Origin of the sequence: Staphylococcus saprophyticus subsp. saprophyticus ATCC 15305 = NCTC 7292 (genome assembly GCF_000010125.1) — a bacterium.
Taxonomy (GTDB): domain Bacteria; phylum Bacillota; class Bacilli; order Staphylococcales; family Staphylococcaceae; genus Staphylococcus; species Staphylococcus saprophyticus.
The window spans coordinates 2,277,533-2,301,391 of sequence record NC_007350.1; the positions used below are offsets into that span (position 1 = coordinate 2,277,533).

General features: G+C 35.0%; 25 protein-coding genes, 1 rRNA gene and 1 other annotated feature. Of the genes, 2 read left to right on the forward strand and 24 right to left on the reverse strand.

What is annotated here, in order from left to right:
• Positions 1–152: 152 nt before the first annotated feature.
• From SSP_RS11065 to SSP_RS11165, 21 genes are all read right to left on the reverse strand, one after another.
• Entirely contained in the window at positions 153–761 is a 609-nt protein-coding gene (locus SSP_RS11065; protein WP_011303840.1) for a class I SAM-dependent methyltransferase, read from the reverse strand.
• 225 nt (positions 762–986) lie between these two features.
• Positions 987–1,355 (reverse strand): 50S ribosomal protein L7/L12, encoded by a 369-nt coding sequence (rplL, locus tag SSP_RS11070; RefSeq protein WP_002484162.1) that lies wholly within the window; start codon positions 1,353–1,355, stop codon positions 987–989.
• 41 nt (positions 1,356–1,396) lie between these two features.
• The gene (rplJ, locus tag SSP_RS11075; RefSeq protein WP_002484163.1) at positions 1,397–1,906 is read right to left on the reverse strand and encodes a 50S ribosomal protein L10; all 510 of its coding nucleotides are present in this window, start codon (positions 1,904–1,906) and stop codon (positions 1,397–1,399) included.
• Between the two features lie 78 nt (positions 1,907–1,984).
• Positions 1,985–2,132 (reverse strand) — a sequence feature (ribosomal protein L10 leader region).
• A gap of 82 nt (positions 2,133–2,214) precedes the next feature.
• Entirely contained in the window at positions 2,215–2,910 is a 696-nt protein-coding gene (gene rplA, locus SSP_RS11080) for a 50S ribosomal protein L1 (RefSeq protein ID WP_002484164.1), read from the reverse strand.
• Between the two features lie 231 nt (positions 2,911–3,141).
• Positions 3,142–3,564 carry a 50S ribosomal protein L11 gene (rplK, locus tag SSP_RS11085; RefSeq protein ID WP_002484165.1) on the reverse strand — a complete coding sequence of 141 codons (423 nt, stop codon included), beginning with the start codon at positions 3,562–3,564 and terminating at the stop codon, positions 3,142–3,144.
• 455 nt (positions 3,565–4,019) lie between these two features.
• Entirely contained in the window at positions 4,020–4,568 is a 549-nt protein-coding gene (gene nusG, locus SSP_RS11090; protein WP_011303841.1) for a transcription termination/antitermination protein NusG, read from the reverse strand.
• 14 nt (positions 4,569–4,582) lie between these two features.
• Positions 4,583–4,762 carry a preprotein translocase subunit SecE gene (gene secE, locus SSP_RS11095; protein ID WP_011303842.1) on the reverse strand — a complete coding sequence of 60 codons (180 nt, stop codon included), beginning with the start codon at positions 4,760–4,762 and terminating at the stop codon, positions 4,583–4,585.
• A gap of 128 nt (positions 4,763–4,890) precedes the next feature.
• On the reverse strand, positions 4,891–5,034 hold the full coding sequence (rpmG, locus tag SSP_RS11100) for a 50S ribosomal protein L33 (RefSeq protein ID WP_011303843.1): 144 nt from the start codon (positions 5,032–5,034) through the stop codon (positions 4,891–4,893).
• 130 nt (positions 5,035–5,164) lie between these two features.
• The gene (locus tag SSP_RS11105) at positions 5,165–5,740 is read right to left on the reverse strand and encodes an RNA polymerase sigma factor (RefSeq protein WP_011303844.1); all 576 of its coding nucleotides are present in this window, start codon (positions 5,738–5,740) and stop codon (positions 5,165–5,167) included.
• 74 nt (positions 5,741–5,814) lie between these two features.
• Entirely contained in the window at positions 5,815–6,336 is a 522-nt protein-coding gene (locus SSP_RS11110) for an NYN domain-containing protein (protein ID WP_011303845.1), read from the reverse strand.
• Positions 6,333–7,082 carry a 23S rRNA (guanosine(2251)-2'-O)-methyltransferase RlmB gene (gene rlmB / locus SSP_RS11115; protein WP_002484171.1) on the reverse strand — a complete coding sequence of 250 codons (750 nt, stop codon included), beginning with the start codon at positions 7,080–7,082 and terminating at the stop codon, positions 6,333–6,335. Before rlmB ends, SSP_RS11110 begins: the two co-directional genes overlap by 4 nt.
• 7 nt (positions 7,083–7,089) lie before the next feature.
• Positions 7,090–7,476, reverse strand: a complete 387-nt coding sequence (locus SSP_RS11120) for a Mini-ribonuclease 3 (protein ID WP_011303846.1) — start codon at positions 7,474–7,476, stop codon at positions 7,090–7,092.
• Between the two features lies 1 nt (position 7,477).
• Positions 7,478–8,878, reverse strand: coding sequence for a cysteine--tRNA ligase (gene cysS / locus SSP_RS11125; RefSeq protein ID WP_002484173.1), 1,401 nt, complete (start codon positions 8,876–8,878; stop codon positions 7,478–7,480).
• The gene (cysE, locus tag SSP_RS11130; protein WP_041079568.1) at positions 8,862–9,503 is read right to left on the reverse strand and encodes a serine O-acetyltransferase; all 642 of its coding nucleotides are present in this window, start codon (positions 9,501–9,503) and stop codon (positions 8,862–8,864) included. The genes cysS and cysE overlap by 17 nt, the downstream gene beginning before the upstream one ends.
• A gap of 346 nt (positions 9,504–9,849) precedes the next feature.
• Positions 9,850–11,304, reverse strand: a complete 1,455-nt coding sequence (gene gltX, locus SSP_RS11135) for a glutamate--tRNA ligase (RefSeq protein ID WP_011303848.1) — start codon at positions 11,302–11,304, stop codon at positions 9,850–9,852.
• A gap of 417 nt (positions 11,305–11,721) precedes the next feature.
• On the reverse strand, positions 11,722–12,780 hold the full coding sequence (locus tag SSP_RS11140) for a PIN/TRAM domain-containing protein (protein ID WP_011303849.1): 1,059 nt from the start codon (positions 12,778–12,780) through the stop codon (positions 11,722–11,724).
• Between the two features lie 55 nt (positions 12,781–12,835).
• Positions 12,836–14,212 carry a DNA repair protein RadA gene (gene radA / locus SSP_RS11145; protein WP_011303850.1) on the reverse strand — a complete coding sequence of 459 codons (1,377 nt, stop codon included), beginning with the start codon at positions 14,210–14,212 and terminating at the stop codon, positions 12,836–12,838.
• A gap of 347 nt (positions 14,213–14,559) precedes the next feature.
• A complete protein-coding gene (locus SSP_RS11150; RefSeq protein WP_011303851.1) occupies positions 14,560–17,022 on the reverse strand; it encodes an ATP-dependent Clp protease ATP-binding subunit in 2,463 nt (820 codons plus the stop codon).
• 11 nt (positions 17,023–17,033) lie between these two features.
• Entirely contained in the window at positions 17,034–18,044 is a 1,011-nt protein-coding gene (locus SSP_RS11155; protein ID WP_011303852.1) for a protein arginine kinase, read from the reverse strand.
• Entirely contained in the window at positions 18,037–18,588 is a 552-nt protein-coding gene (locus SSP_RS11160; RefSeq protein WP_011303853.1) for a UvrB/UvrC motif-containing protein, read from the reverse strand. The genes SSP_RS11155 and SSP_RS11160 overlap by 8 nt, the downstream gene beginning before the upstream one ends.
• 16 nt (positions 18,589–18,604) lie before the next feature.
• Complete coding sequence (locus tag SSP_RS11165; protein ID WP_011303854.1) at positions 18,605–19,066, reverse strand: CtsR family transcriptional regulator; 462 nt, start codon at positions 19,064–19,066, stop codon at positions 18,605–18,607.
• 156 nt (positions 19,067–19,222) lie between these two features.
• On the opposite strand from SSP_RS11165, the gene SSP_RS11170 reads away from it, so the two are divergent.
• Positions 19,223–20,437: a NupC/NupG family nucleoside CNT transporter gene (locus SSP_RS11170; RefSeq protein ID WP_011303855.1), complete on the forward strand. Its 1,215-nt coding sequence runs from the start codon at positions 19,223–19,225 to the stop codon at positions 20,435–20,437.
• Positions 20,438–20,499: 62 nt separating this feature from the next.
• Here SSP_RS11170 and pdxT read toward each other — a convergent pair whose 3' ends face one another.
• Entirely contained in the window at positions 20,500–21,075 is a 576-nt protein-coding gene (pdxT, locus tag SSP_RS11175; RefSeq protein ID WP_011303856.1) for a pyridoxal 5'-phosphate synthase glutaminase subunit PdxT, read from the reverse strand.
• A 1-nt stretch (position 21,076) separates the two neighbouring features.
• Entirely contained in the window at positions 21,077–21,964 is an 888-nt protein-coding gene (gene pdxS / locus SSP_RS11180) for a pyridoxal 5'-phosphate synthase lyase subunit PdxS (RefSeq protein WP_011303857.1), read from the reverse strand.
• 100 nt (positions 21,965–22,064) lie between these two features.
• Here pdxS and SSP_RS11185 point away from each other — a divergent pair, with 100 nt between their 5' ends.
• Entirely contained in the window at positions 22,065–23,444 is a 1,380-nt protein-coding gene (locus SSP_RS11185; protein WP_011303858.1) for a PLP-dependent aminotransferase family protein, read from the forward strand.
• Between the two features lie 274 nt (positions 23,445–23,718).
• Here SSP_RS11185 and rrf read toward each other — a convergent pair.
• A 5S ribosomal RNA gene (gene rrf / locus SSP_RS11190) occupies positions 23,719–23,833 on the reverse strand.
• Positions 23,834–23,859 lie beyond the last annotated feature (26 nt).

Genomic DNA, 23,859 nt, shown 5'->3' on the forward strand with positions numbered 1-23,859 from the left:
CCAATATAATTAGACAAAAAGAAAACGGTAGCATACTCATGACACCATTTTCTATTTCACCTTATATACATTGTTAATTTATACGTAAAAGTACACACTTATTGAACATAATTTTTTACATTCTATTACTATATCAGAATACAACTATTTAATCAACCTTTTACACTTCTTAAAATGTAGTAGCCTTTGCTCTTTTCTAATACTTCCACGTTATCGAATGTTTCTTGCATTTTTTTCTTTGCTGACGGCATACCTTGTTTTTTCTGAATTACTACATACAAGGCGCCACCTTGTTTCAATTTATTAAAAGCATCTTCTAAAATACTGTGAACGACTTGCTTTCCTGCTCTAATCGGCGGATTAGTCAGTACAAAATCATAAGTGTTATCTTCTACTTGTGACAAACCATTACTTTCAATAATCTCAGCATTGTCTATACGGTTTCTTTTTTTATTTTTTCTTGATAATGATAGTGCTCTTTGGTTAATATCAACCATTGTCACTTCGTGATGTGGGGAAACTTTTGCAATCATTAAACCGATAGGGCCATAGCCACAACCAACGTCTATAATTTTCTTCGTGGGACCAGGAGGATATGCTTTCAAAAATGTTGTCACTAATAAATCAGAGCCGAAGTCTATTTTTCCTTTAGAAAATACACCTGAATCTGTTATTAGTTCTAAATCATGGTTATCGTAGGAGTACGTAAAAAGCAACTCATCACTTTCTACTTCAGGATTTTCATCATAGTAATGATTCATGACTACACCTCTTTAATCTAATTCTTCTTAGATTAATACTATACCCGTTTGATTGGATATTGATCAAATAAGATAAAACCCCGTTATATGGATAACGGGGTTTTCACTTCTCAAAGATATCAGCCTATCTATAGCGCACTTAATCCCAACGTACCGAAGTAGTTGCTGCATTAAGCAACGCAGATAAGCCTCAATATATAATTATGAATTGTTAGCAAGCTAGAATTATTTTAATTCTACTGTAGCGCCAACTTCTTCTAATGCTTCTTTAAGTTTTTCAGCTTCTTCTTTAGGTAAAGCTTCTTTGATTACTTTAGGAGCTCCGTCAACTAATTCTTTAGCATCTTTTAATCCTAAGCCAGTAGCTTCTTTAACAGCTTTAACGACTTTGATTTTAGATGATCCAGCTGAAGTTAATTCAACATCGAAATCAGTTTTTTCAGCTTCAGCGTCTCCGCCTGCTGCTGCGCCTGCTGCTGCTACTGGAGCTGCTGCAGTTACACCAAATTCTTCTTCAATTGCTTTTACTAAGTCGTTTAATTCTAAAACTGACATTTCTTTAATTGCTTCAATGATTTGTTCTTGATTAGCCATTTTTAATATTCCTCCATTAATTTTAATTAGTTTATGCGCAATTATTCAGCGCTTTCTTCTTTTGATTCTTTGTCTTCTCCAACAGCTTTAACTGCATAAGCGAAGTTGCGTACTGGAGCTTGTAATACTGATAAAAGCATAGAAACAAGACCGTCGTGTGATGGTAATGTACCAACAGTGTTAACTTCTTCAGCAGAAATAACATTGCCTTCCATAACACCTGTTTTAATTTCTAATGCTTGATGTTCTTTTGCAAATCCTGCGATAACTTTTGCTGGAGCAACAACATCTTCTGTTGAAGTAGCAACTGCAGTAGGACCTACTAAGAATTCATCTAAACCGTCAATACCAGCTTGTTGAGCTGCACGACGAACCATAGTGTTTTTCAATACTTTGTATTCAACACCAGCTTCACGTAATTGTGAACGTAATTCAGTTACTTCAGCAACGCTTAGACCACGATAGTCAACGATAACTGTAGATACTGAGTTTTTAAGTTGTTCAGCAATAATATCAACTTCTTGTTTTTTTGCATCGATGATTGCAGACATTTAGACACCTCCATAGATTTTAGTTTGGTGCTTTTAATTTTGAAGTTCTGTGGATTGACGTTCGTCAGTTCCTCAGATTATCCAATAAAAAAAACACTTTCTACCCACGGCAAAAAGTGCTTGAAAGATCTAAAATCTTCACGTTCAAGTCAATTTTAGCCTCGGTAGGATCAAATTTTAAGTTATTACTAACTCCTACTGTCTTAGGTAAAATAATACATTAACCAATATAACTAAATTAATGTACAATGTCAATATTTTTTAAAGACTGAAAGTAAACCTTTCAGCCTTTTTCATTTATTTATAGATTATAGTTTGAAGCTTGAAGTATCAACTTTAACTCCAGGACCCATTGTTGTAGTTACAGCAACAGATTTGAAGTACGTACCTTTAGCTGAAGCAGGTTTTGCTTTAGTTAATACGTCTTGTAAAGTTTTGAAGTTTTCAACAAGTTTGTCAGTATCAAATGATGTTTTACCAATTGATGCATGAACAATACCTGATTTCTCAGCACGGTATTCTACTTTACCAGCTTTGATTTCTTCAACAGCTTTTTTAACGTCCATAGTTACTGTTCCAGTTTTAGGGTTAGGCATTAAACCTTTAGGTCCTAATACGCGACCAAGTTTACCAACTTCGCCCATCATGTCTGGTGTAGCTACTACTACGTCAAAGTCAAACCAACCTTGTTGGATTTTTTCTACATATTCGCCTTCGCCAACGAAATCAGCACCTGCTGCTTCAGCTTCTGCTGCTTTGTCTCCTTTTGCGAACACTAATACACGTTGTGATTTACCAGTACCGTTTGGAAGCACTACTGCTCCACGGATTTGTTGATCATTTTTACGAGTATCAATACCTAAACGGAATGCTACTTCAACTGATGCATCAAAGTTAGCGATGTTTGTTTCTTTAGCTAGTTCAACAGCTTCTTCAACATTATAATGTTTTAAGCGATCGATTTTGCTAGCTGCTTCTTGATATCTTTTGCTTTTTTTAGCCATTTCATGTTCCTCCTTTAGTGGTTTTAGCGGAATTTCCTCCCACATTTACTTGCTTTCACAAGTTAAGAGCAGATAACAGTGAGGTCAAAATTGTATTTTATCTTAGGAATTAACATTCCTTAATAAATGACATTTCTCCTCATATTACGACAATATTGAACGCTGTCATCATGTTTGTCATTTCTGTCATCTGCTTCTATCGTCAATCTATGTTTTCATTACTAATTTATATTATTGAACTGTGATACCCATACTACGAGCAGTACCTTCGATAATACGCATAGCTGCTTCTTCGTCTGCAGCATTTAAATCTTGCATTTTTTGGTTTGCAATTTCACGTACTTGATCTTTAGTTACTGTAGCAACTTTTGTTTTGTTAGGTTCGCCTGAACCTTTTTCAACGCCTGCTGCTTTTTTAAGTAGTACTGGCGCCGGTGGAGTTTTTGTAATAAATGTAAATGAACGGTCTTCATAAACACTGATTTCTACCGGAATAATTAAACCTGCGTCTTCTTGTGTACGTGCGTTGAATTCCTTACAGAATCCCATAATATTCACACCTGCTTGACCTAATGCTGGACCAACTGGTGGTGCTGGATTTGCTTTACCTGCAGGAATTTGTAATTTAACAACTTTTTCTACTTTTTTAGCCACGATGTGCACCTCCTTGATATCGTGATGTGGTCACAGGACTCAGTTTTGTCCTCCCACTCTTCTACATTTCGTGACGAAATGAACGCTCTATGAGCGCGACCACAGTATTATAACATTAACTCATTACATAAAGCAATGGTGATTTGTAAAATTTTGGGAACGGAATATAAATCTAATATCACTACAATAAAGCCCGTATCCCACATGAGCAAGGTGACTAGTGTTAATGAGCGCTAATTTTAAAGGCTTTTTAATCTAGCCAACAACTGCCTCCTTAACTATTAGCAAAGACCAAAAATGCTATAGCTTTTAGCTTCTGTTAATACGTGAGGCCAAACTCATCTTTTTCTTCTAAATTATTTCAGTAATCAGCTGTACTTAATGTATATAAAATCATACTTCTAACTTTTGCAAGTTGCGTATGACCTCTATCAGTATCAACGTCCTGATATGCCTTACAGTTTTTCAACTTGATCAAATTCTACTTCTACTGGTGTTTCTCTACCAAACATGTCTACAAGAACAGTAAGTTTGAATTTATCCGCTTCAATTTCTTGAACTTCACCAACTTGATTTGCAAATGGGCCTGATTTAATTCTTACTTGTTCACCTAAGTCAATTTGAACATCGATTGTTTTTTCTTTCATGCCCATTTGTTTAAGGATGAAGCGTGCTTCTTCAGGAAGTAATGGATTTGGCTTTGATCCAGCACCAGCTGAACCAACAAATCCTGTTACACCAGGTGTATTTCTTACGATATACCATGATTCGTCAGTCATTACTAACTCGACTAGCACGTATCCTGGGAATGTTTTTTTAGTTAATGTTTTGGCTTTGCCATCTTTAACTTGTGTTTCTTCTTCTTCTGGTATAACAACTCTGAATATTTGTTCAGTCATATTCATAGATTCAACACGTTTTTCTAAATTCTTTTTCACTTTATTCTCATAACCAGAATAAGTATGCACAGCATACCAACGCTTTGCGCCAACTTCTTCAGACATGTCGTCACTCCTATCTATTTAATTAACTCTATAATTCTACCAATTCCTAAGTCTAAGGCATAGAAGAATACTAAGAAAAATACTACTGTAGCTACAACAATGACTGTGTATTTAAATAATTCTTCTTTCGTTGGCCAACTTGTCTTTTCCATTTCTGACTTTACGCCTTGGAAGAAACTCTCTTTTTTAGCCATTTATAAGACCTCCGTATATTTCGTTATTCCTTATTTGCTTATTCCATGCAACAAATCAAGCAAATACAATACTCTCAACTTAAATGGAAGGGCATATTCACTCAATTGTAAATTTAATATGTCGTTTGTTATTTCGATTCTTTATGCAACGTATGTGCATTACATCTCGGACAATATTTCTTCAATTCCAGTCTAGATGCAAGATTACTCTGTTTGGGAACGTTATAATTTCGATTACCACACACTTCACAATTCAATGGTACTTTTTTCATTCGTCTTCCCCTTACTCATTATAATACCAATCTACTATACATAATTTCTAAGTCAATTGTCAATCGGCAATAGCGTCTTTGTACGTGATATGCTATATATTCAGACCGTTACAATTAAATAAAACACGCGCTATTTCTCATTTTCTAAATAGCGTCTTAATTTCATTTTACAACGATGTATCGCATTGTAAACCACTTTGATTTGTATATTTAGTGTTTCAGCAATTTCTTTCGGCTTAAAGTCATTTAGTAAATAGATTACGATACTTTTTTCTAAGACCGTCAGTTTCATTAATCCCTGTTGTAATTGACTTCCTATCTCTAAAGCTAATATATGTTTATCAAGTGGGTGTTCTGTTTTACTATTTTGATAATTGACTATAAATTCATTGACCAGCATTTCTTGTCGTTGGTTGCCATAGCATTTTTTACGGATATAATCATTTTTTACATTTTTAATCACACGATTTACATAATGCTCAATAGGTGTGTCATCAGTGAAATCAAATTTTTTAAATGCACAGTATAATCTTACGAGCACATCTTGACACAAATCTTCTTGGTCATTTGGATGTATAGCAAAATGATATAAACGTCTACGAATCATTGGGCTTAAGACTTTAAAAATTTCAGGCACATCGATTGGTTTGGTTCTCTTTTCTCCATTAATTAAAGTGTTAGTTGGAATGCGGTTATTTCTTGTCATTACTGTTATCCTTTCCTTGAAGTAAAGAAAGATTACAGCAGTTGGACTGAAAAAATCAAACTCCGCTATAATAATTAATGATTATCGCCGCGTCTTAATTTTTCAAATTCTTCAAGAATTTCATTTGAAAGTTCGATACGCGTTCTGGGTTTCTGTTCATTAAATCCATCTAGCTTTTTCGATACAGAAATTTCATTTTCTCTTAAATCTCTCCACATTTCTCTTGAAGACACACGATATGCACCTGCACCAAAAATAGCATGTTGCTCACTCATATCGCTCGTAACCACTGTAATATGTCTTGTATGTTTGTCATATAAGTCATATACATAACGTTCAATGTAGCTATCTGCAGTTTCTTTTTCTTTTGTAAAAATCGTTTTAACACCATGATACATATATTCTGTAGGCGCTCCGGATTGTTCATAAGCATCGAATACGCAGACAACTTCATCCGCAATGACTGCGTTATAGTTCGCTATAGCAATGAGCAATTGTTCACGTGCTTCTTCAAGGTTATCTTGTGCAATACGACTTAATTCCTGCGATTGTCCAATCATATTATATCCATCAATGATTAAATAACGATCTTTCATGCTTTATCTCCGATATAATTACGTTTGCGGAAAACTTCATACATCATTAAACTTGCTGCTACTGATGCATTTAGACTGTTAACATGACCTACCATTGGAATATTGATATAGAAATCGCATTTTTCTTTAACTAAACGGCTCATACCTTGACCTTCACTACCTATGACAATACCTAGTGGCATGCCAGCATCCATTTCTCTATAGTCCGTTGAATTTTCAGCTTCAGTACCAACAATCCAATAGCCGTTATCCTTTAGCGTTTCAATCGTGTTAGCCAAATTAGTCACCCTCATTACTGGTATATGCTGAATAGCGCCCGTCGATGCTTTGGCAACCGTTTGTGTTAAAGCAACTGAACGTCTCTTAGGAATTATGACACCATCAACACCTGAAGCATCTGCGGTTCTTAAGATTGATCCTAGGTTATGTGGGTCTTCTAAACCATCTAAAATTAATACTGTCGATAATTTATCTTGTGCTTTTTGTTGCGCAACAAATGCATCAAAGTCCGCATATTCATATGGAGCAATGTAAGCAGCAACACCCTGGTGAGGTGAATCTGACAATCCATCTATTTTAGATTTCGGTACAGATTGAACTATAATTTTATTACTATTCGCTAATTTTAAAATTTCGTTGATTTGGCCTTTTTTGATAGTATCTTGAATCAGAATTTTATTAATAGTATGTCCTGAGACAATAGCTTCTTTTACTGCATGTCGACCAACAATTACGATCTCTTCCATAGTATCACTACCTTTCGTCTACGATTTGTACAATTTGTTCTAATAGTGCCGCTAAACGTGCATCTTCTTTTTCTAAATATAAATAACCAATGATTGCCTCTAACCCAGAACTTTTTCTATATGTTTGAATATCTGTATTTTTTGCTTTGGTATAACTTTTAGCGTTTCTACCTCGACGCACGATATCTAATTCTTCTTCTGAAAACCATTCATTTTCCATTAATGACTCTAGCGTCAGCGCTTGACTCTTAGCTGAAACGTAGCGTTTAGCTTCTTGATGTAAACGATTAGGCTTTGCTTTTAATTTTAAAACGATATATGCTCTCACGTGTTGATCTAAGACTGCGTCACCCATGTAAGCAAGTGTCAACGGATTTAATAATTTATTATTCATATTAGCCACGTTTAAATCTCACACCTTGAGGCGTGTCTTCTAATATAATATTTTGTTCTTTTAGTTGATCACGTATTTCATCTGCACGAGCGAAATCTTTATCTTTTCTTGCATTGTTTCTTTCTTCAATCAGCGCTTCGACTTCTTCATCTAGTAGTTCATCACTATCTTTGCCTTTCAAAGGCACTCCTAGTACATCACTAAAGATTTGATAAACTTCTTTAAAACGTCCAAGTACTTTCGTAGACGTTGTGTTTTCTAGCACGTATTTATTTGCTAATTTAGCCAAATCATACCAAGCAGTAATAGCATTCGCTGTATTAAAATCATCATTCATAACGGTTTCAAATTGCTCTAAAATTTTATCTATTTCAGCAATATAATCACTTTGCGCTTCAATATCTGTAGCAATTGCTTCACGTTCTTCAATCGCTTGATAGCTGTTACGCACACGTTCCAAACCGCTTTTAGCCGCTTCGACAAGTTCCATATTATAATTAATAGGGCTTCTATAATGTACACTAATCATGAAAAAGCGTAATACATCTGGATCAATTTGTTTGATGATGTCGTGTACTAAAACAAAGTTGCCTAATGATTTACTCATTTTTTCATTATCTATATTGATGAAACCATTATGCATCCAATAGTTCGCAAACGGCGCGTGGTTATGTGCCTCTGATTGCGCAATTTCATTTTCATGGTGTGGGAACTGTAAATCTGTACCACCCGCATGAATATCAATTGTGGCACCCAATTCATGATAAGCCATTACTGAACATTCAATATGCCAGCCAGGTCTACCTTCACCAAATGGGCTTTCCCAACTGATTTCACCTGGTTTAGCTTGCTTCCATAACGTAAAATCTAATGCATCTTCCTTCTGTTCACCCTGTTCAATACGTGCGCCTACTTTTAAATCATTTAAAGATTGATGGCTTAATTTACCGTAATCTTGGAATTTTCGTGTTCTAAAATAAACATCGCCGCCACTTTCATAAGCATAACCTTCATCAACGAGGTCTTTTATAAAGTTAATGATGTCATCCATATGATTCATAACACGTGGATTAGACGTTGCTTTTTTTACATTTAACGCACCTACATCTTCGTAGAATGCATCAATGTAGCGATCAGCAATCGTTTCAACTGATTCGTCCAATTCTTTTGAGCGTTTAATTAATTTGTCATCTACATCTGTAAAATTTGAAACAAATACGACTTCATAGCCTTGATATTCAAAATATCTTCTTACTACATCGTAATTGATAGCTGGTCGTGCATTTCCGATATGAATATAATTATATACAGTTGGTCCACAAACATACATTTTAACTTTACCAGGTTCAATTGGTTCAAACGTCTCTTTTTGACGCGTTAATGTATTATATAATGTAATCATCTTGTATCTCTCCATTTCTTGTTTTCTCAAGTTGTTTTTCAAGTTCTTTTAATTGCTCGTAGATTGGGTCAGGTAAATTACGGTGATCAAATGTTTTGCCAATACGTCTGCCATCTTGTTTTACAATGTGTCCTGGAATACCGACTACAGTTGAATAACTAGGTACAGTATTAAGTACGACTGAGTTCGCACCGATATTCACATTTGAATTAATCGTAATATTACCAAGCACTTTTGCTCCCGCAGCAATAAGTACATTATCCCCTATATCTGGATGGCGTTTTCCTTTTTCTTTACCCGTACCGCCTAATGTAACGCCTTGATAAATCGTTACATTATCTCCAATTCGACAAGTTTCTCCAATCACTACGCCCATGCCATGGTCAATGAATAAACGTCTACCGATTTGAGCGCCTGGGTGAATTTCAATACCTGTAAAAAAGCGTGTAATTTGTGAAATTAATCTCGCTAAGACATATTTTTTCTTTTTATATAGTTCATGTGCAATCAAATGACTCCAGACCGCATGCACGCCTGCATATGAAGTAACAACTTCTAAAGTTGTACGTGCTGCAGGATCTTGTTCAAACACCATATTTACATCGTCTTTTATTCTTTTCAACATCTTAAACAAGGCTGCTACCTCCTTATAAAAAAGCACCCCTAACTTTATTGTTAGAGGTGCTTTTGCACGGTTCCACTCTCATTTTATATAAGCAATTGCCTAAATCAAACTTTGTACTGATTGATATCAAGTCTATTCCTTATAATTCTCATTTAAGTTATTCACTTTATTTGCACAAAGGTGCATTCTGTAATTTAAGTGATGTGCTCACAGCTACCGCACACTCTCTTGACACCGTCCATCACATACTAATCCTTTGTTGATTTCAATGTTAATCATAGGTTGTTTATTGTAATTTTTCAAGTGTTATCTATTTAACACAACCTTTACAATATTCAACGCTTATTTATACATATTTTTTCAAACGTGATAATACTTTATCTTTACCTAGTACTTCAATTGTATTTGGTAATTCTGGGCCATGCATTTGACCAGTAACAGCAACACGGATAGGCATAAATAATTGTTTACCTTTGATACCCGTTTCTTTTTGAACTTCTTTAATCGTTTTTTTAATTTCAGCAGCTTCAAATGGTTCAAGTGCTTCTAATTTACTATATAAATGGTTCATCAATTCTGGTACTTGCTCACCTGCAATAACTTCTTGCTCATCGTCACCTAATGTTTGTTCATCACGGAAGAATAATTCCGATAACGGTACAATTTCTCCAGCATAGCTCATTTCTTTTTGATAAAGTGAAACAAGTTTACGTCCCCAATCTAGGTCCGCTTCACTTGGATTTTCCGGTAACAATTCAGCTTTAATTAAGTGAGGTAAAGCTAATTCAAATACTGTTTCAGTATCTTTTTGTTTCATATATTGATTATTAACCCATGCAAGTTTCTGTTTATCGAAAAATGCTGGCGATTTAGATAGGCGTTTTTCATCAAAGATTTTAATAAAGTCTTCTTTAGAATAAATTTCATTTTCGCCTTCTGGTGACCAACCTAACAATGTAATAAAGTTAAATAATGCTTCAGGTAAATATCCTAAATCACGATATTGCTCGATAAACTGTAGGATTTGACCGTCACGTTTACTTAATTTTTTACGTTCTTCGTTTACGATAAGTGACATATGTGCAAATCTTGGTGCTTCCCAACCAAATGTTTCATAAATCATTAATTGTTTTGGTGTGTTTGAAATATGGTCATCACCACGAATAACATCTGAAATTTCCATGTAATGGTCATCGATAGCTACCGCAAAGTTATACGTTGGGATACCATCTTTTTTAACAATGACCCAGTCACCCATGTTATTTGAATCAAATGAAATTTCACCTTTAACCATATCATCAAATGAATATGTCGTATCTTTAGGTACACGGAAACGAATTGAAGGTTTGCGACCTTCTGCTTCAAATTGTTGACGTTCTTCTTCAGTTAAATGTGCATGTTTACCACCATAACGCGGCATTTCACCACGTTCAATTTGCTGTTGACGCTCTTCTTCTAATTCGTCTTCAGTCATATAACATTTGTAAGCTTTGTCTTCATCCAATAATTGTTGAATCAGCGGATTATAAATTTCTGCACGTTCAGACTGACGATACGGTCCATAACCTTTATCTTTATCAACAGATTCATCCCATTCGATACCTAACCATTTTAAGTTATCAAATTGCGATGATTCTCCATCAACTAAATTACGCTTACTATCCGTATCTTCAATACGAATTACAAAATCACCATCATAATGTTTAGCAAATAAATAGTTAAATAATGCAGTTCTTGCATTACCGATATGCAAATATCCAGTTGGACTTGGTGCGTATCTCACTCTTACACGATCACTCATTATGTTCACTCCCGTTTTATCATATTAATTATTTTCAACATACGTTATTAATGTAAAATGCGTTTCACAAACGCAATAAATAAGCCGAACGCATATCTTTTATCTACTTATCATTTATAAAAAAATACCGCTCAACCATTAATAAGTTTATTATTTATCGCTTATTAATCATACCATAGCTTATTATTTTTTAAAGTATCTCTTACCAAAGTCTGCTCCAAGCATCACACAATAATTGATTATGTGACATTCCTTTTTTAGAAATACAATTTCGCTATCTATTGTAGCACTTTAACCGCTAATATGATATTGCTGTGCTTAAATTAACCATGACTTTGTCTATATTTTTAAATATAAAAAAGGCTCCACACGAAACTGTAACAACATTTGCTACAGTTTCACATGAAACCCTACGTTTTAATTTAATTTTTTCGCAAAAATAATTCTACCCGATGAAGTTTGTAATAAGCTAATCACTTCTAAATCGATATGTTCGCCAATGTGTTTTTTAGCTTTATCCACAACAACCATCGTTCCATCGTCTAAATAACCAACTGCTTGCCCAGACTCTTTACCCATTTTTGTAAGTAATAGACTGAATCGGTCACCTTGATGTACAGAGGGCTTGATTGCTTCAGATAAATCATTCACATTAAGTGCTTGGATTCCTTGCACATGACATACTTTATTTAAATTAAAATCTGTCGTTATAATGTGCGCTCTATAATGTTGCGCTAATTTAATTAACATTGCATCAATATCGCTATGCGTTTTCGTCGGATGAATAATTCTAGTCGGATGATTTGTATCATATAAAGAGTTTAATATATCTAAACCACGTTGACCTTTCTCACGTTTCACACTATCATTGGCGTCCGCAACGACTTGAAGTTCGTTGATTACACCTTGAGGAATTAATATTTCACCATCAATAAATCCACATTCAATAATGTCTAAAATTCGGCCATCTATAATTGCACTTGTATCTATAATCTTTGGCACTGCGTTTCGTGCATTGATAGACATAGAACGCGCCATATTTTCTGGTAAAAATAGCAACATTTCGTCACGTTTTCGCAAACCAAATTGGAAGCCGAAATAACCTAAAATAATTGTAATAATGATTGGTACAAAATGATTGATGATGTTGTTGCCGATAATTTGGAATATAAAAGATATCATAACTGAAATCAGTAAGCCTATCATTAGTCCAATTGTAGCAAATAAAATTTCTACTGCGCTTTGACGCATAATTGTTCGTTCTAATTCTTTTAAAGCAAGTGTTGCTTTTTTAATAAACCAACCAAATATTAAAAAGAAAATTATAATACCTAGTAGTCCATTAAAATACGTATTAGTTAATAATGATATATTACCTAGCCCTATATCATCAAAGATTTCTGGCAAAAGGTATACACCTATACTTGCACCTAAAATGATATAGCACAAGATAACAATAAGTCTTATCATGTTCACAAGTTAACGCTCCTTTCTTCCGGCAATTATTCAACCTTATATTATTAAAGCATAATTATTTTTTATGTTTTGTTAATGCGTATTTTAAAGCTTCATGAACACTTTTAACCCCAATTACTTTTATACCTTCAGGAAATTGCCATCCCCCAATATTGGACTCAGGGATAATCACACGTTTGAACCCTAATTTTTCAGCTTCTTGGACACGTTGTTCTATTCGAGAAACACGTCTGACTTCTCCAGTAAGACCTACCTCACCGATGAAACAGTCCAAGCCGTCCACCGTTAAATCTTTAAAGCTTGAAGCCGTCGCAATAATGATACCTAAATCTACTGCTGGCTCAGTAAGTCTCACACCACCCGCAACTTTGATATAAGCATCTTGCTGCTGAAGGAGATAATTTTCTTTCTTTTCTAATACGGCCATGAGCAAACTCAATCGATTATGATCTATGCCCGTTGCCATACGTCTCGGATTATTAAAAGTTGTCGGTGTCACTAATGCTTGTACTTCAATCAATAAAGGTCTCGTACCTTCCATGGTAGAAACAATCGTGGAACCTGGTACATTGGCTGAACGTTCTTCAAGAAACATTTCCGAAGGGTTTTTAACGCCTTTCAAACCTGTTTGCTTCATCTCAAAGATACCCATTTCATTTGTAGAACCAAAACGGTTTTTCACAGCTCTTAAAATACGATATGCATGGTGTTCATCACCTTCGAAGTAAAGCACTGTGTCCACCATATGTTCAAGTAAACGCGGCCCAGCGATTTGACCTTCTTTTGTTACATGTCCGACAATAAACGTCGCAATATTCATCTGTTTAGCTATATTCATTAAGCTCTGCGTACTTTCTCTAACTTGTGAAACCGAGCCTGGTGCCGAGCTGATTTCAGGGTGGAATATTGTTTGTATAGAATCCACAACAAGTAAATCTGGTTTAATTTGTTTAACCGTTTCATGGATTACTTCTAAATCTGTTTCGGCAAATACATTTAATTCACTAGAATCCTCATCTAATCTTTCCGCTCTTAATTTCGTTTGACTCAATGATTCTTCACCAGTGATATATAATACGTTTTTAGATTGGGATAATGATGCACAAATTTGTAATAGTAATGTCGATTTCCCAATACCAGGATCACCACCAATTAAGACAAGTGAACCATTAACAATACCTCCACCTAGTACGCGGTTAAATTCGTTTGAATTTGTTTTAACCCTAGGTGTTGTTTCATGTTTAATTTCATTTAATTTTTGTACTTTAGATACATTGTCTCGACTGCGTACGCCATGTTTTGGACTGGCTGCCTTTTGTTCGACAATTTCTTCCATTTGATTCCAACCACCACAGTTTGGGCATTTCCCCATCCATTTCGGTGACTGATAACCACATGCCATACATTCAAAAATCACTTTCTTTTTAGCCAAAACAGCACCTCCACCTTTCATTGAACAAATCTATTTTAAACCTCTGACTATTTAAAAACAAATTTATTCTCAGCAATAATAATTCTCTCAATTAATATGTATATTTCTTAAATTAAAATTATTTATCATTTCAACGTTTCTCATATTGATATAAGCTATTTTTATAAAATACCACGTCTAACGTTTAAGTACCAATCATATTATAGCTTGAATTTACAAATAATAGTATGAATGCATCATGTTATAAGCTAGTTTCCAATGATAATTTGATAATTTAACCCTTTATACAGAAAAAGAACCTAGGACATGCGATGATGTCCTAGGTCCTAACATTAACTTTATTGATATTATGATTCAGATGTTTCTTTATCTTTAGCTGAATCTTGTCTTTCCGTAATATCATATTTGAATTCTTTACCATCGTGATCAATTTTAACTTCTTTACCTTCAATTTGGTTACCGTCTAAAATCAATTCACTCAAGTTATCTTCAACTGTTTTTTGAATAGCACGAATAAGTGGTCTTGCACCATACTCTGGATCGTAACCTTCTTCGGCAATTTTCTCTTTAGCCGCTTCTGTAACCGATATATTAATATCTTGTTCAGAAAGTCGATTAGTAAGTTTGTTAACCATCATTGTCACAATTTGTTTCAACTCATCTTTAGAAAGTTTGTGGAATACAATGATATCATCAACACGGTTTAAGAACTCTGGACGGAAAGCATTTTTCAATTCTTTCATCATTGTCTTGCGAATTGATTCATAATCTTGACCTTCTGTAGCGCCACCAAAACCAGCAAAACGTTGATCTTGTAATTCTTGCGCGCCAACATTTGATGTCATAATAATTACCGTATTACGGAAGTCAACACGACGACCTTTGGTATCTGTTAGATGACCATCGTCTAACACTTGTAGCAAGATGTTAAATACATCTGGATGTGCTTTTTCGATTTCATCAAATAAAATAACAGAATAAGGTTTACGTCTTACTTTTTCAGTTAATTGTCCACCATCGTCATGTCCTACATAGCCTGGAGGAGCACCAACTAAACGGCTGACAGCATGTTTTTCCATGAACTCACTCATGTCAACGCGGATCATAGCATCGTCTTCACCGAACATAGACTCCGCTAACGCACGCGCTAGCTCAGTCTTACCTACACCCGTAGGTCCTAAGAAAATAAAGCTACCGATTGGACGTTTAGGATCTTTCAATCCAGCTCTTGCACGTCTCACTGCTTTACTAATGGATGTCACTGCGTCTTTTTGTCCAATCACTCTATTGTGTAGTGTATCTTCTAAGTTAAGCAGACGATCTGATTCTGTTTCATTAATCTTAGTCAATGGAATACCTGTCCAACCAGCGATGACTTCACCGATATCTTCTTCAGATAATGATGTGTTATCACCGTTTTGAGTATTCTTCCAATTCGTATTAGCTTCTTCATATTGTTTTTCTAATTTAGTTTGTTTATCACGAAGATTTGCCGCATTTTCGAATTCTTGAGCATGTACTGCAGCATCTTTTTCATTTTTGACTTGTTCAATTTGTTGTTCAATTTCTTTTAAGTTTGGTGGTGTTGTATGACTTTTCAGTCTTACTTTTGAACTAGCTTCATCAATTAAATCAATCGCTTTATCTGGTAAGAAACGGTCTGAAACATAGCGATGACTCAATTTAGCAGCTGATACCAATGCTTCATCAGAAATATTGATACGGTGATGTGCTTCATAGCGATCACGTAAACCTTTTAAGATTTCAATAGTGTCTTCTACTGTAGGTTCATCTACTTGAACAGGTTGGAAACGACGTTCAAGTGCTGCATCTTTTTCAATATTTTTACGATATTCATCCAATGTTGTCGCACCGATACATTGTAGCTCGCCACGTGCTAAGGCTGGTTTAAGAATATTTGAAGCATCAATCGCACCTTCTGCGCCACCAGCACCAACTAGTGTGTGTAATTCATCAATGAATAATATCACATTACCTGCTTGGTGTATTTCTTCCATAACTTTTTTCAAACGTTCTTCAAATTCACCACGATATTTCGTTCCAGCCACTACTGTTCCCATATCTAATGACATTACACGTTTTCCTTTTAATGTTTCAGGTACTTCATTATTAACAATTGCTTGTGCTAAACCTTCCGCAATTGCTGTTTTACCAACACCCGGTTCACCAATTAATACAGGGTTGTTCTTAGTACGACGACTTAACACTTCAATGACTCTTGTTATTTCTTTATCTCTACCAATCACTGGATCTAACGTACCGTCTTTAGCGATAACAGTTAAGTCACGTGCAAGACTATCCAATGTTGGTGTGTTATTTGATTTGTTTGCTTGTGCATTTTTGTTGCTCATTTCAGGGCTACCTAACGCTTTAACAACTTGTGCACGTGCTTTTGTTATATTTAAATCTAAGTTTGCAAATACGCGTGCTGCAACACCTTCATTTTCTCTGATTAGACCAAGCAAAATATGCTCTGTTCCAACAAAGTTATGATGTAATTTTCTTGCTTCATCCATTGATAATTCTATAACTTTTTTCGCACGAGGTGTGTAGTGCAATGCACCCATTTGTTCTTGACCATGGCCAATTAATTTTTCTACTTCTTCAACAACTTTTTCTTCAGTAATCTCAAAAGTTTCTAAAACTTTGGCAGCAATACCTTCAGGTTCTTTCATTAAACCTAAAAGTAGATGTTCTGTTCCTATATTTGAATGGTTTAAACGAATTGCTTCTTCTTGAGCATGTGCTAATACACGTTGTGCTCTTTCTGTAAGTCTTCCAAATAGCATAGCGTAACCTCCTAATTTATATGTTCTCTTAATATATCTGCTCTTTTTTCATTAACAGTTCTATCATCTTCATCATCTAATAAAAATGGTGATTGTATCGCAACCATCAGTTCATTAAACTTGAAGTCTTCTAATTCAATGTATTCTAAATCAATACCCAGTTTGACCTCACTTAATCTTAGTGAAGCTTCCTCCATAGATATCAGTCTACTATATTTTAATATACCTAACGAACGATACACTCTATCTAATGTTTCAGTATAGTTATGTCGGTTTAAGCGTTCACGAATCTGCATTTCTTCATTAATAATTTGTTGAACGACTTCTGATAAACTTTCAATGATGTCTTCTTCAGTTTTTCCTAATGTAAGTTGATTTGAAATTTGATAGATATGACCATAAACATGCGAACCTTCTCCATAAATGCCCCTAATTGTAAAACCGAAACGATTGATTGTTTGTGCAATTCGATTCATTCGTTTCATAATCGTTAGGCCTGGTAAATGCAACATAACACTTGCTCGCATGCCTGTACCAATGTTTGTTGGACAAGTTGTTAAATAGCCTAAAGTTTCATCAAAACTTACATCTAATTCACTGTCTAGTTTATCGTCAATCTCTGAAGCTTTTTCGTATAATGAAGATAAAGATAAATCATTTCCCATCGCTTGAATACGCAAATGGTCTTCTTCATTTACCATAATGCTTAACGATTCATCCTCGTTCAGTAGCACTGCCGATGCAGGTTGTCTGATTAATTCTGGACTAATAAGATGTTTCGCGACAAGTTTATATTTACTTTGCTGATCCATTGCGTCTAATCGTTGGACAGCTAAATCGGGAAGCGCATCTTGTACTTCATTAATAATTCTAAAACCATCTTGTTCAGACAGAAACATGAGTGGGTGCACATGGTTTTCAAGATTTCGTGCTAAACGAATCCTTGATGACATAACGATGGGACTTTCTTCTCTATCTCTCATCCATTCACTCATATATGCACTAATATCATTTTTACTCATCATGTTTCACCTCGCTGTCCTCTTTTAATGCCTTGATTTCATCACGAACAACGGCAGCTTCTTCAAAATTTTGCTCTTCTATCAATTGATTTAGATAAGAAGATTTTTCCTCAATTTGTTTTTTTAAAGCCAATTTTCTATGTGAAGATCTCGGTGTTTTTCCAATGTGCTCAATTTGACCACCTTGTACGCGTCGTACAATATCGACTATGTCATCTTTAAATGTCGCATAGCAGTCTGCACAACCAAATTTACCAACATGTGCAATATCTTTTAATGTCATATGGCAAGTTGGACAGCGTTTCTCTTCTTTAAAAGCAATTTCATCAAAATCGATACCATGTTTAGCAGCTAGATGTTGCAAGATTTGTTTGACTACAAACGCACCTTCGATATCATCTTGGGCTTGGATTTGTTGATTTTGTGTCCAAGGATTACCTCCTTGTGCACACGTGGAACATACCCATTTTTCATTTATACCATCTTGCCCTTTCACTGCCAATTTCACTTCTGCTTCATTCAAATGACAATTTTCGCATAGCACGACGTAACACCTCGCTTTAATAATAATTTATAACATGTAACAATCTTTTAATTATATTTGCTCGAATAATATCTCTAGATAGTATATCCATCTTCAATGTTTCTCTATCTATTACAGCGTATATCATTTTTGCTTCTCGCTCATTAATATATGATTTATCTAACAAACCATCCACAATGTAATATGCCTGTTGCTGTGAAATAGATGGCCCTACTAATTGAAGTAAGTGATTAATGTAACCTGTTTCGTCTTTATTTTCAATTTTAGTGATTCGAATGTAACCACCGCCACCTCTTTTACTTTCAATTTCATAGCCATGTTCATTTGTGAAACGTGTTTTGATTACATAATTAAGCTGAGAAGGCACACAGTCAAAGCGCTGCGCAATATTGGTTCGTCGAATTTCAACAACGTCTTCATTGGTGTCTTCAAATAATTTTTTAATGTATTGTTCTATGATGTCGGACATGTTGTGCATGATTATCACCTCTTTTGACCTTCTTTGACTATATTATATGACCAACTTTGACCTTTTTCAACCAATATGTTTTAAAATTTTTAAATTAAACATGTAAGTGCTATCAATTTTATTGTATTATAGAAGTTAAGAAAATTTAAAAGGGATGAATAACTTATGCATATAATTATCGGTTTAATTGGGATAGTAGTGTTTCTTGCATTAGCGTTTCTATTTAGCTCAGATAGAAAAAACATCCGATGGCAATATATCGGACTATTGTTAGTCATACAACTTGTATTCGCATTTATTTTACTTAAAACGAAATTCGGTATCACAGTCATTGGCGGCATATCAGATGGCTTTAACTATTTATTAGCAAAAGCAGCAGAAGGTGTAAACTTTGTCTTTGGTGGTTTTGAATTTGTAGATCCAAAAAACCCTCCATTCTTCTTTAATGTATTATTACCAATCGTGTTTATTTCTGCATTAATTGGTATTTTACAATATACGAAAATCCTACCATGGATTATTAATGTACTTGGTTTAGCTATTTCTAAAATAAATGGTATGGGTCGTTTAGAATCTTACAATGCTGTTGCGGCAGCCATTTTAGGACAATCTGAAGTGTTTATTTCATTAAAGAAAGAATTAGCTCATATACCTAAACAACGCCTTTATACTTTGACGGCTTCAGCGATGTCTACAGTATCAGCTTCCATTATTGGTGCCTATTTCACCTTAATCGAGCCACGTTACGTTGTTACGGCAGTCGTATTGAACTTATTTGGCGGTTTCATTATCGCTTCTATCATTAATCCTTATAAAGTAGATGCCAAAGAGGATAAACTAATCGTTCAAGAAAGTGAAGCAGGGAAGCAATCTTTCTTCGAAATGTTAGGCGAGTATATTTTAGACGGTTTTAAAGTAGCAGTTATTGTAGGAGCAATGTTAATTGGTTACATAGCAATTATCGCGTTACTTAACGGTCTTGTCAGTGCAATATTCACTGGTATTTCTGGAGGTAGCATTACTTGGGACTTCCAAACACTTATCGGTTTCGTATTTGCACCATTTGCCTTCTTAGTTGGTGTTCCTTGGAACGATGCTGTACAAGCTGGTTCTATTATGGCGACAAAATTATTATCTAACGAGTTCGTTGCCATGCAAAGCTTAAGCCAAGTGAAAGATATGAGTGAACATGCGAAAGGTGTTATTTCAGTCTTCGTCGTTTCATTTGCGAACTTCAGTTCAATCGGTATCATCTCAGGCGCTATCAAATCATTGAACAATGAAAAAGGTGACATGGTTGCACGTTTCGGATTAAAACTATTATTCGGTGCAACTTTAGTTTCATTTATTTCAGCAGCTATTGCAGGATTCTTTATCTAATTTAAACATAAAAGCAGTCATGTATATTTAAAATACATGACTGCTTTTTACTATATTTATTTTTAAACTTTTTCAGTAAGTGTCGGTTTGACAATTGCTTCAATAAAATACTGTGTCACTCTATAATCATCTGTCAATTCAGGATGGAATGATACACCTAAATAACGTCCTTCTTGAACGGCAACAATTTTATCACCAACTGTACTAAGTACGTCAACATCACCATGTGTCGCTTCAATATGAGGTGCTCTGATAAATACGCCTTCGATATCTTCCGCAATGCCTTTTACATCTAATTCACTTTCAAAACTATCTACTTGTCGTCCAAATGAATTTCTTTGAACTGTGATATCGAGTTTATCTAAGTAGCCATCTTCCCCAGAAATCTGTTTAGCCATTACAATAAGACCTGCACATGTGCCAAACATTGGTAATGTTGATTGCTGTAAGGCTTCTTTGAAACCATATAAATTCATTAATCTACGCAATGTTGTGGATTCTCCACCAGGTAAGATCAGACCATCAATCTCTTCTAATTGTTCAATTCGCTTAATTGCAACGCCTTCGTGACCGCTTAATTCTATGTGATGTATATGCTCTCTGACTGCACCTTGAAGTGCTAATACACCAATTTTCATATTACCAACCACGCTCTTGCATACGTTCTTCTAAAGACAGGTCATTGATATCTAAACCTTTCATCGCTATACCTAGCTCTTTTGCTAAACGACCAATTAATTCATAATCTTGATAATGTGTTGTTGCTTGAACAATGGCTTTTGCAAATTTTTCTGGATCTTCAGATTTAAAAATACCTGATCCTACAAACACACCATCTGCGCCTAATTCCATCATTAAAGCGGCATCTTGAGGTGTCGCAACACCACCTGCTGCAAAATTAACTACTGGTAATTTACCATTTTCTTTAATATTTTTTAATACTTCATATGGCGCACCAATATTTTTAGCTTCTGTCATAATCTCATCGTCATTCATAACAGTTAAACGACTTACTTCAGAATTAACTTGTCTCATATGTCTTACTGCTTCCACAATATTACCAGTACCAGGTTCACCTTTCGTACGTAACATCGCTGCACCTTCACCAATACGACGAGCTGCTTCACCTAAATTACGACATCCACAGACAAATGGTACTGTAAATGTATCTTTTCTTAAATGATATTCTTCATCAGCAGGTGTTAATACTTCAGACTCATCGATATAATCTACACCCATAGACTCAAGTACACGTGCCTCCGTAATATGACCGATACGTCCTTTCGCCATGACTGGTATTGAAACAGCATTCATTACTTCCTCTACAATTTTTGGATTAGCCATACGCGCTACGCCACCTGCTGCTCTAATGTCAGATGGTACACGTTCTAACGCCATGACAGCAACCGCTCCTGCTTCTTCCGCAATTTTAGCTTGCTCTGCATTTACAACGTCCATAATGACGCCGCCTTTTTGCATTTCTGCCATGCCTCTTTTAACTCTCTCTGATCCAGTAACTTTAGACATATCTGTATTACCCCTTTACTTAGTTGATTAAATTCATTTTAAGAGATAAACTGGTATTTAAAAAGGTACAATTCCAAAATAATTTAAGGGGTCAGATTTTATGGAAAAACGACATCTATATATAGAATTATATGAAAACTTGAAGCAACAAATTATAGAAGGACAATATCAATCTGGTGATAAATTTCCTTCTAAACGTGTCCTTGGCCAACATTTATCCGTAAGTAATACAACAATCGAGCACGCGTATCAATTTTTATTAGATGAAGGCTATATATATTCCAAACCACGTTCTGGTTATTTCGTTTCAGATATTGAAACATTACCTATCATTAAAAGAAATCATAGTCAGTTAAATGGACCATCTTTAGACATGACTTCTAACAATCGTCATAATGACCAATCATATCAATATGCTTTTAATCTAACTGAAATTGATGCCGAATACTTTCCCATGCATCAATTTAGAAAGTATGCACGTGATGTCTTTGAAGATGATCAACTCGGTTTACTACAACACACAAATCCCAAAGGAGAGTGGTCATTGCGTCAAGAAATCGCTCATTACCTTTTTAACAGTCGTGGTGTTACTTGTCATCCAGAGCAAATTATCATTGGTTCCTCAACAGAACAACTTATTAATTTGCTCACAGATATGTTAAGTAAAGAACAGTTTATTATTGAAAACCCAAGTTACCCACCAATCAAACAAGTACTCGATAAGAAGCACATCCCTTATCTTCAGACACCTGTTAATAAAACAGGGATTGACTTAAACTATTTTAGCCAAACCAATAATAATATTGCCTATGTCACACCGTCTCACCAGTTCCCTACAGGCTACGTAATGAATTTAAAAAAAAGAACCCAACTTATAAATTGGGCACATCAAAATGAATATAGATATATTATTGAAGATGACTACGATTCCGAATTTCGTTACTTCGGAAAACCAATACCTGCGTTACAGAGTTTAGATACCAAAGACAAAGTGATCTATATAAGTACATTTTCTAAATCCCTTTTCCCAAGTTGTAGAATAGCTTATTTAGTTTTACCAAAAAAATTGTTAGCACAATATGAACATTTAAAAAACAAAGAAGGTAACACCGTACCTGCACATTTACAAAAAATAGTAGCTAATTTTATGGAATCAGGTAGTTTCGAAAGGCATCTTAACAAAATGAGAAAAGTATATAGCAAAAAACTAAAATTCATTCTAGAAAAACTAAAACCGTATGAAGATCAATTACAAATAGATGGTGCACTTGCTGGCATGCACTTCACTTTAACTGTAAAAAACGGCTATTCAATGGATCAGTGCCTTAAAAACGCTGCAAACAACCAATTGAAAATTCTACCTTTTTATCACTATGATAAAAACCAAACATCTGTGAAATTTATTTTAGGTTTTGGAGGGATACCCTTTTCAAAATTAAATGATCATACCAACGCATTAATAAATAGTCTATGTCTATAATATGATTATTAATTTTTTATTGCTCAAATTTCCCTAACATTTTTTTCACCATTTCGATAAAGTGTTACTTTTCAATTTATTGAAATTAGTAACACTTATGCAAGTGCTTTAGCACTTGCTTATTCGAAATTAACTTGTAGCTCGCTTCGTCTTTTGCTCAGTTCGTCAGCTTCAAACGCTTTCTCATAATAGCTTATTTTAGGTTTTTCAGTTCTTCGAACTGGAAGTTAAGCTTTTTTAACATAAAAAAAGAGACCCGCTTGGGTCTCTGATTGCCTGGCAACGTCCTACTCTTGCGGAACGTAAGTCCGACTACCATCGGCGCTAAGGAGCTTAACTTCTGTGTTCGGCATGGGAACAGGTGTGACCTCCTTGCCATTGTCACCAGACAATGAAATGTATGAAATTATACATT

What these genes read in the sequence shown, in the direction of transcription:
- SSP_RS11170 (WP_011303855.1), top strand. Translation starts at nt 19,223, where the DNA reads ATGCATATAATTATCGGTTTAATTGGGATAGTAGTGTTTCTTGCATTA.
- rplA (WP_002484164.1), bottom strand. Translation starts at nt 2,910, where the DNA reads ATGGCTAAAAAAAGCAAAAGATATCAAGAAGCAGCTAGCAAAATCGAT.
- SSP_RS11120 (WP_011303846.1), bottom strand. Translation starts at nt 7,476, where the DNA reads ATGAATAATAAATTATTAAATCCGTTGACACTTGCTTACATGGGTGAC.
- SSP_RS11065 (WP_011303840.1), bottom strand. Translation starts at nt 761, where the DNA reads ATGAATCATTACTATGATGAAAATCCTGAAGTAGAAAGTGATGAGTTG.
- pdxT (WP_011303856.1), bottom strand. Translation starts at nt 21,075, where the DNA reads ATGAAAATTGGTGTATTAGCACTTCAAGGTGCAGTCAGAGAGCATATA.
- gltX (WP_011303848.1), bottom strand. Translation starts at nt 11,304, where the DNA reads ATGAGTGATCGTGTAAGAGTGAGATACGCACCAAGTCCAACTGGATAT.
- pdxS (WP_011303857.1), bottom strand. Translation starts at nt 21,964, where the DNA reads ATGTCTAAAGTTACTGGATCAGAGAGAGTTAAAAGAGGCATGGCAGAA.
- nusG (WP_011303841.1), bottom strand. Translation starts at nt 4,568, where the DNA reads ATGTCTGAAGAAGTTGGCGCAAAGCGTTGGTATGCTGTGCATACTTAT.
- SSP_RS11165 (WP_011303854.1), bottom strand. Translation starts at nt 19,066, where the DNA reads ATGCACAACATGTCCGACATCATAGAACAATACATTAAAAAATTATTT.
- rplJ (WP_002484163.1), bottom strand. Translation starts at nt 1,906, where the DNA reads ATGTCTGCAATCATCGATGCAAAAAAACAAGAAGTTGATATTATTGCT.
- rplL (WP_002484162.1), bottom strand. Translation starts at nt 1,355, where the DNA reads ATGGCTAATCAAGAACAAATCATTGAAGCAATTAAAGAAATGTCAGTT.
- SSP_RS11185 (WP_011303858.1), top strand. Translation starts at nt 22,065, where the DNA reads ATGGAAAAACGACATCTATATATAGAATTATATGAAAACTTGAAGCAA.
- secE (WP_011303842.1), bottom strand. Translation starts at nt 4,762, where the DNA reads ATGGCTAAAAAAGAGAGTTTCTTCCAAGGCGTAAAGTCAGAAATGGAA.
- SSP_RS11155 (WP_011303852.1), bottom strand. Translation starts at nt 18,044, where the DNA reads ATGAGTAAAAATGATATTAGTGCATATATGAGTGAATGGATGAGAGAT.
- cysS (WP_002484173.1), bottom strand. Translation starts at nt 8,878, where the DNA reads ATGATTACATTATATAATACATTAACGCGTCAAAAAGAGACGTTTGAA.
- SSP_RS11150 (WP_011303851.1), bottom strand. Translation starts at nt 17,022, where the DNA reads ATGCTATTTGGAAGACTTACAGAAAGAGCACAACGTGTATTAGCACAT.
- rlmB (WP_002484171.1), bottom strand. Translation starts at nt 7,082, where the DNA reads ATGGAAGAGATCGTAATTGTTGGTCGACATGCAGTAAAAGAAGCTATT.
- SSP_RS11105 (WP_011303844.1), bottom strand. Translation starts at nt 5,740, where the DNA reads ATGACAAGAAATAACCGCATTCCAACTAACACTTTAATTAATGGAGAA.
- rpmG (WP_011303843.1), bottom strand. Translation starts at nt 5,034, where the DNA reads ATGAAAAAAGTACCATTGAATTGTGAAGTGTGTGGTAATCGAAATTAT.
- cysE (WP_041079568.1), bottom strand. Translation starts at nt 9,503, where the DNA reads ATGTTGAAAAGAATAAAAGACGATGTAAATATGGTGTTTGAACAAGAT.
- SSP_RS11110 (WP_011303845.1), bottom strand. Translation starts at nt 6,336, where the DNA reads ATGAAAGATCGTTATTTAATCATTGATGGATATAATATGATTGGACAA.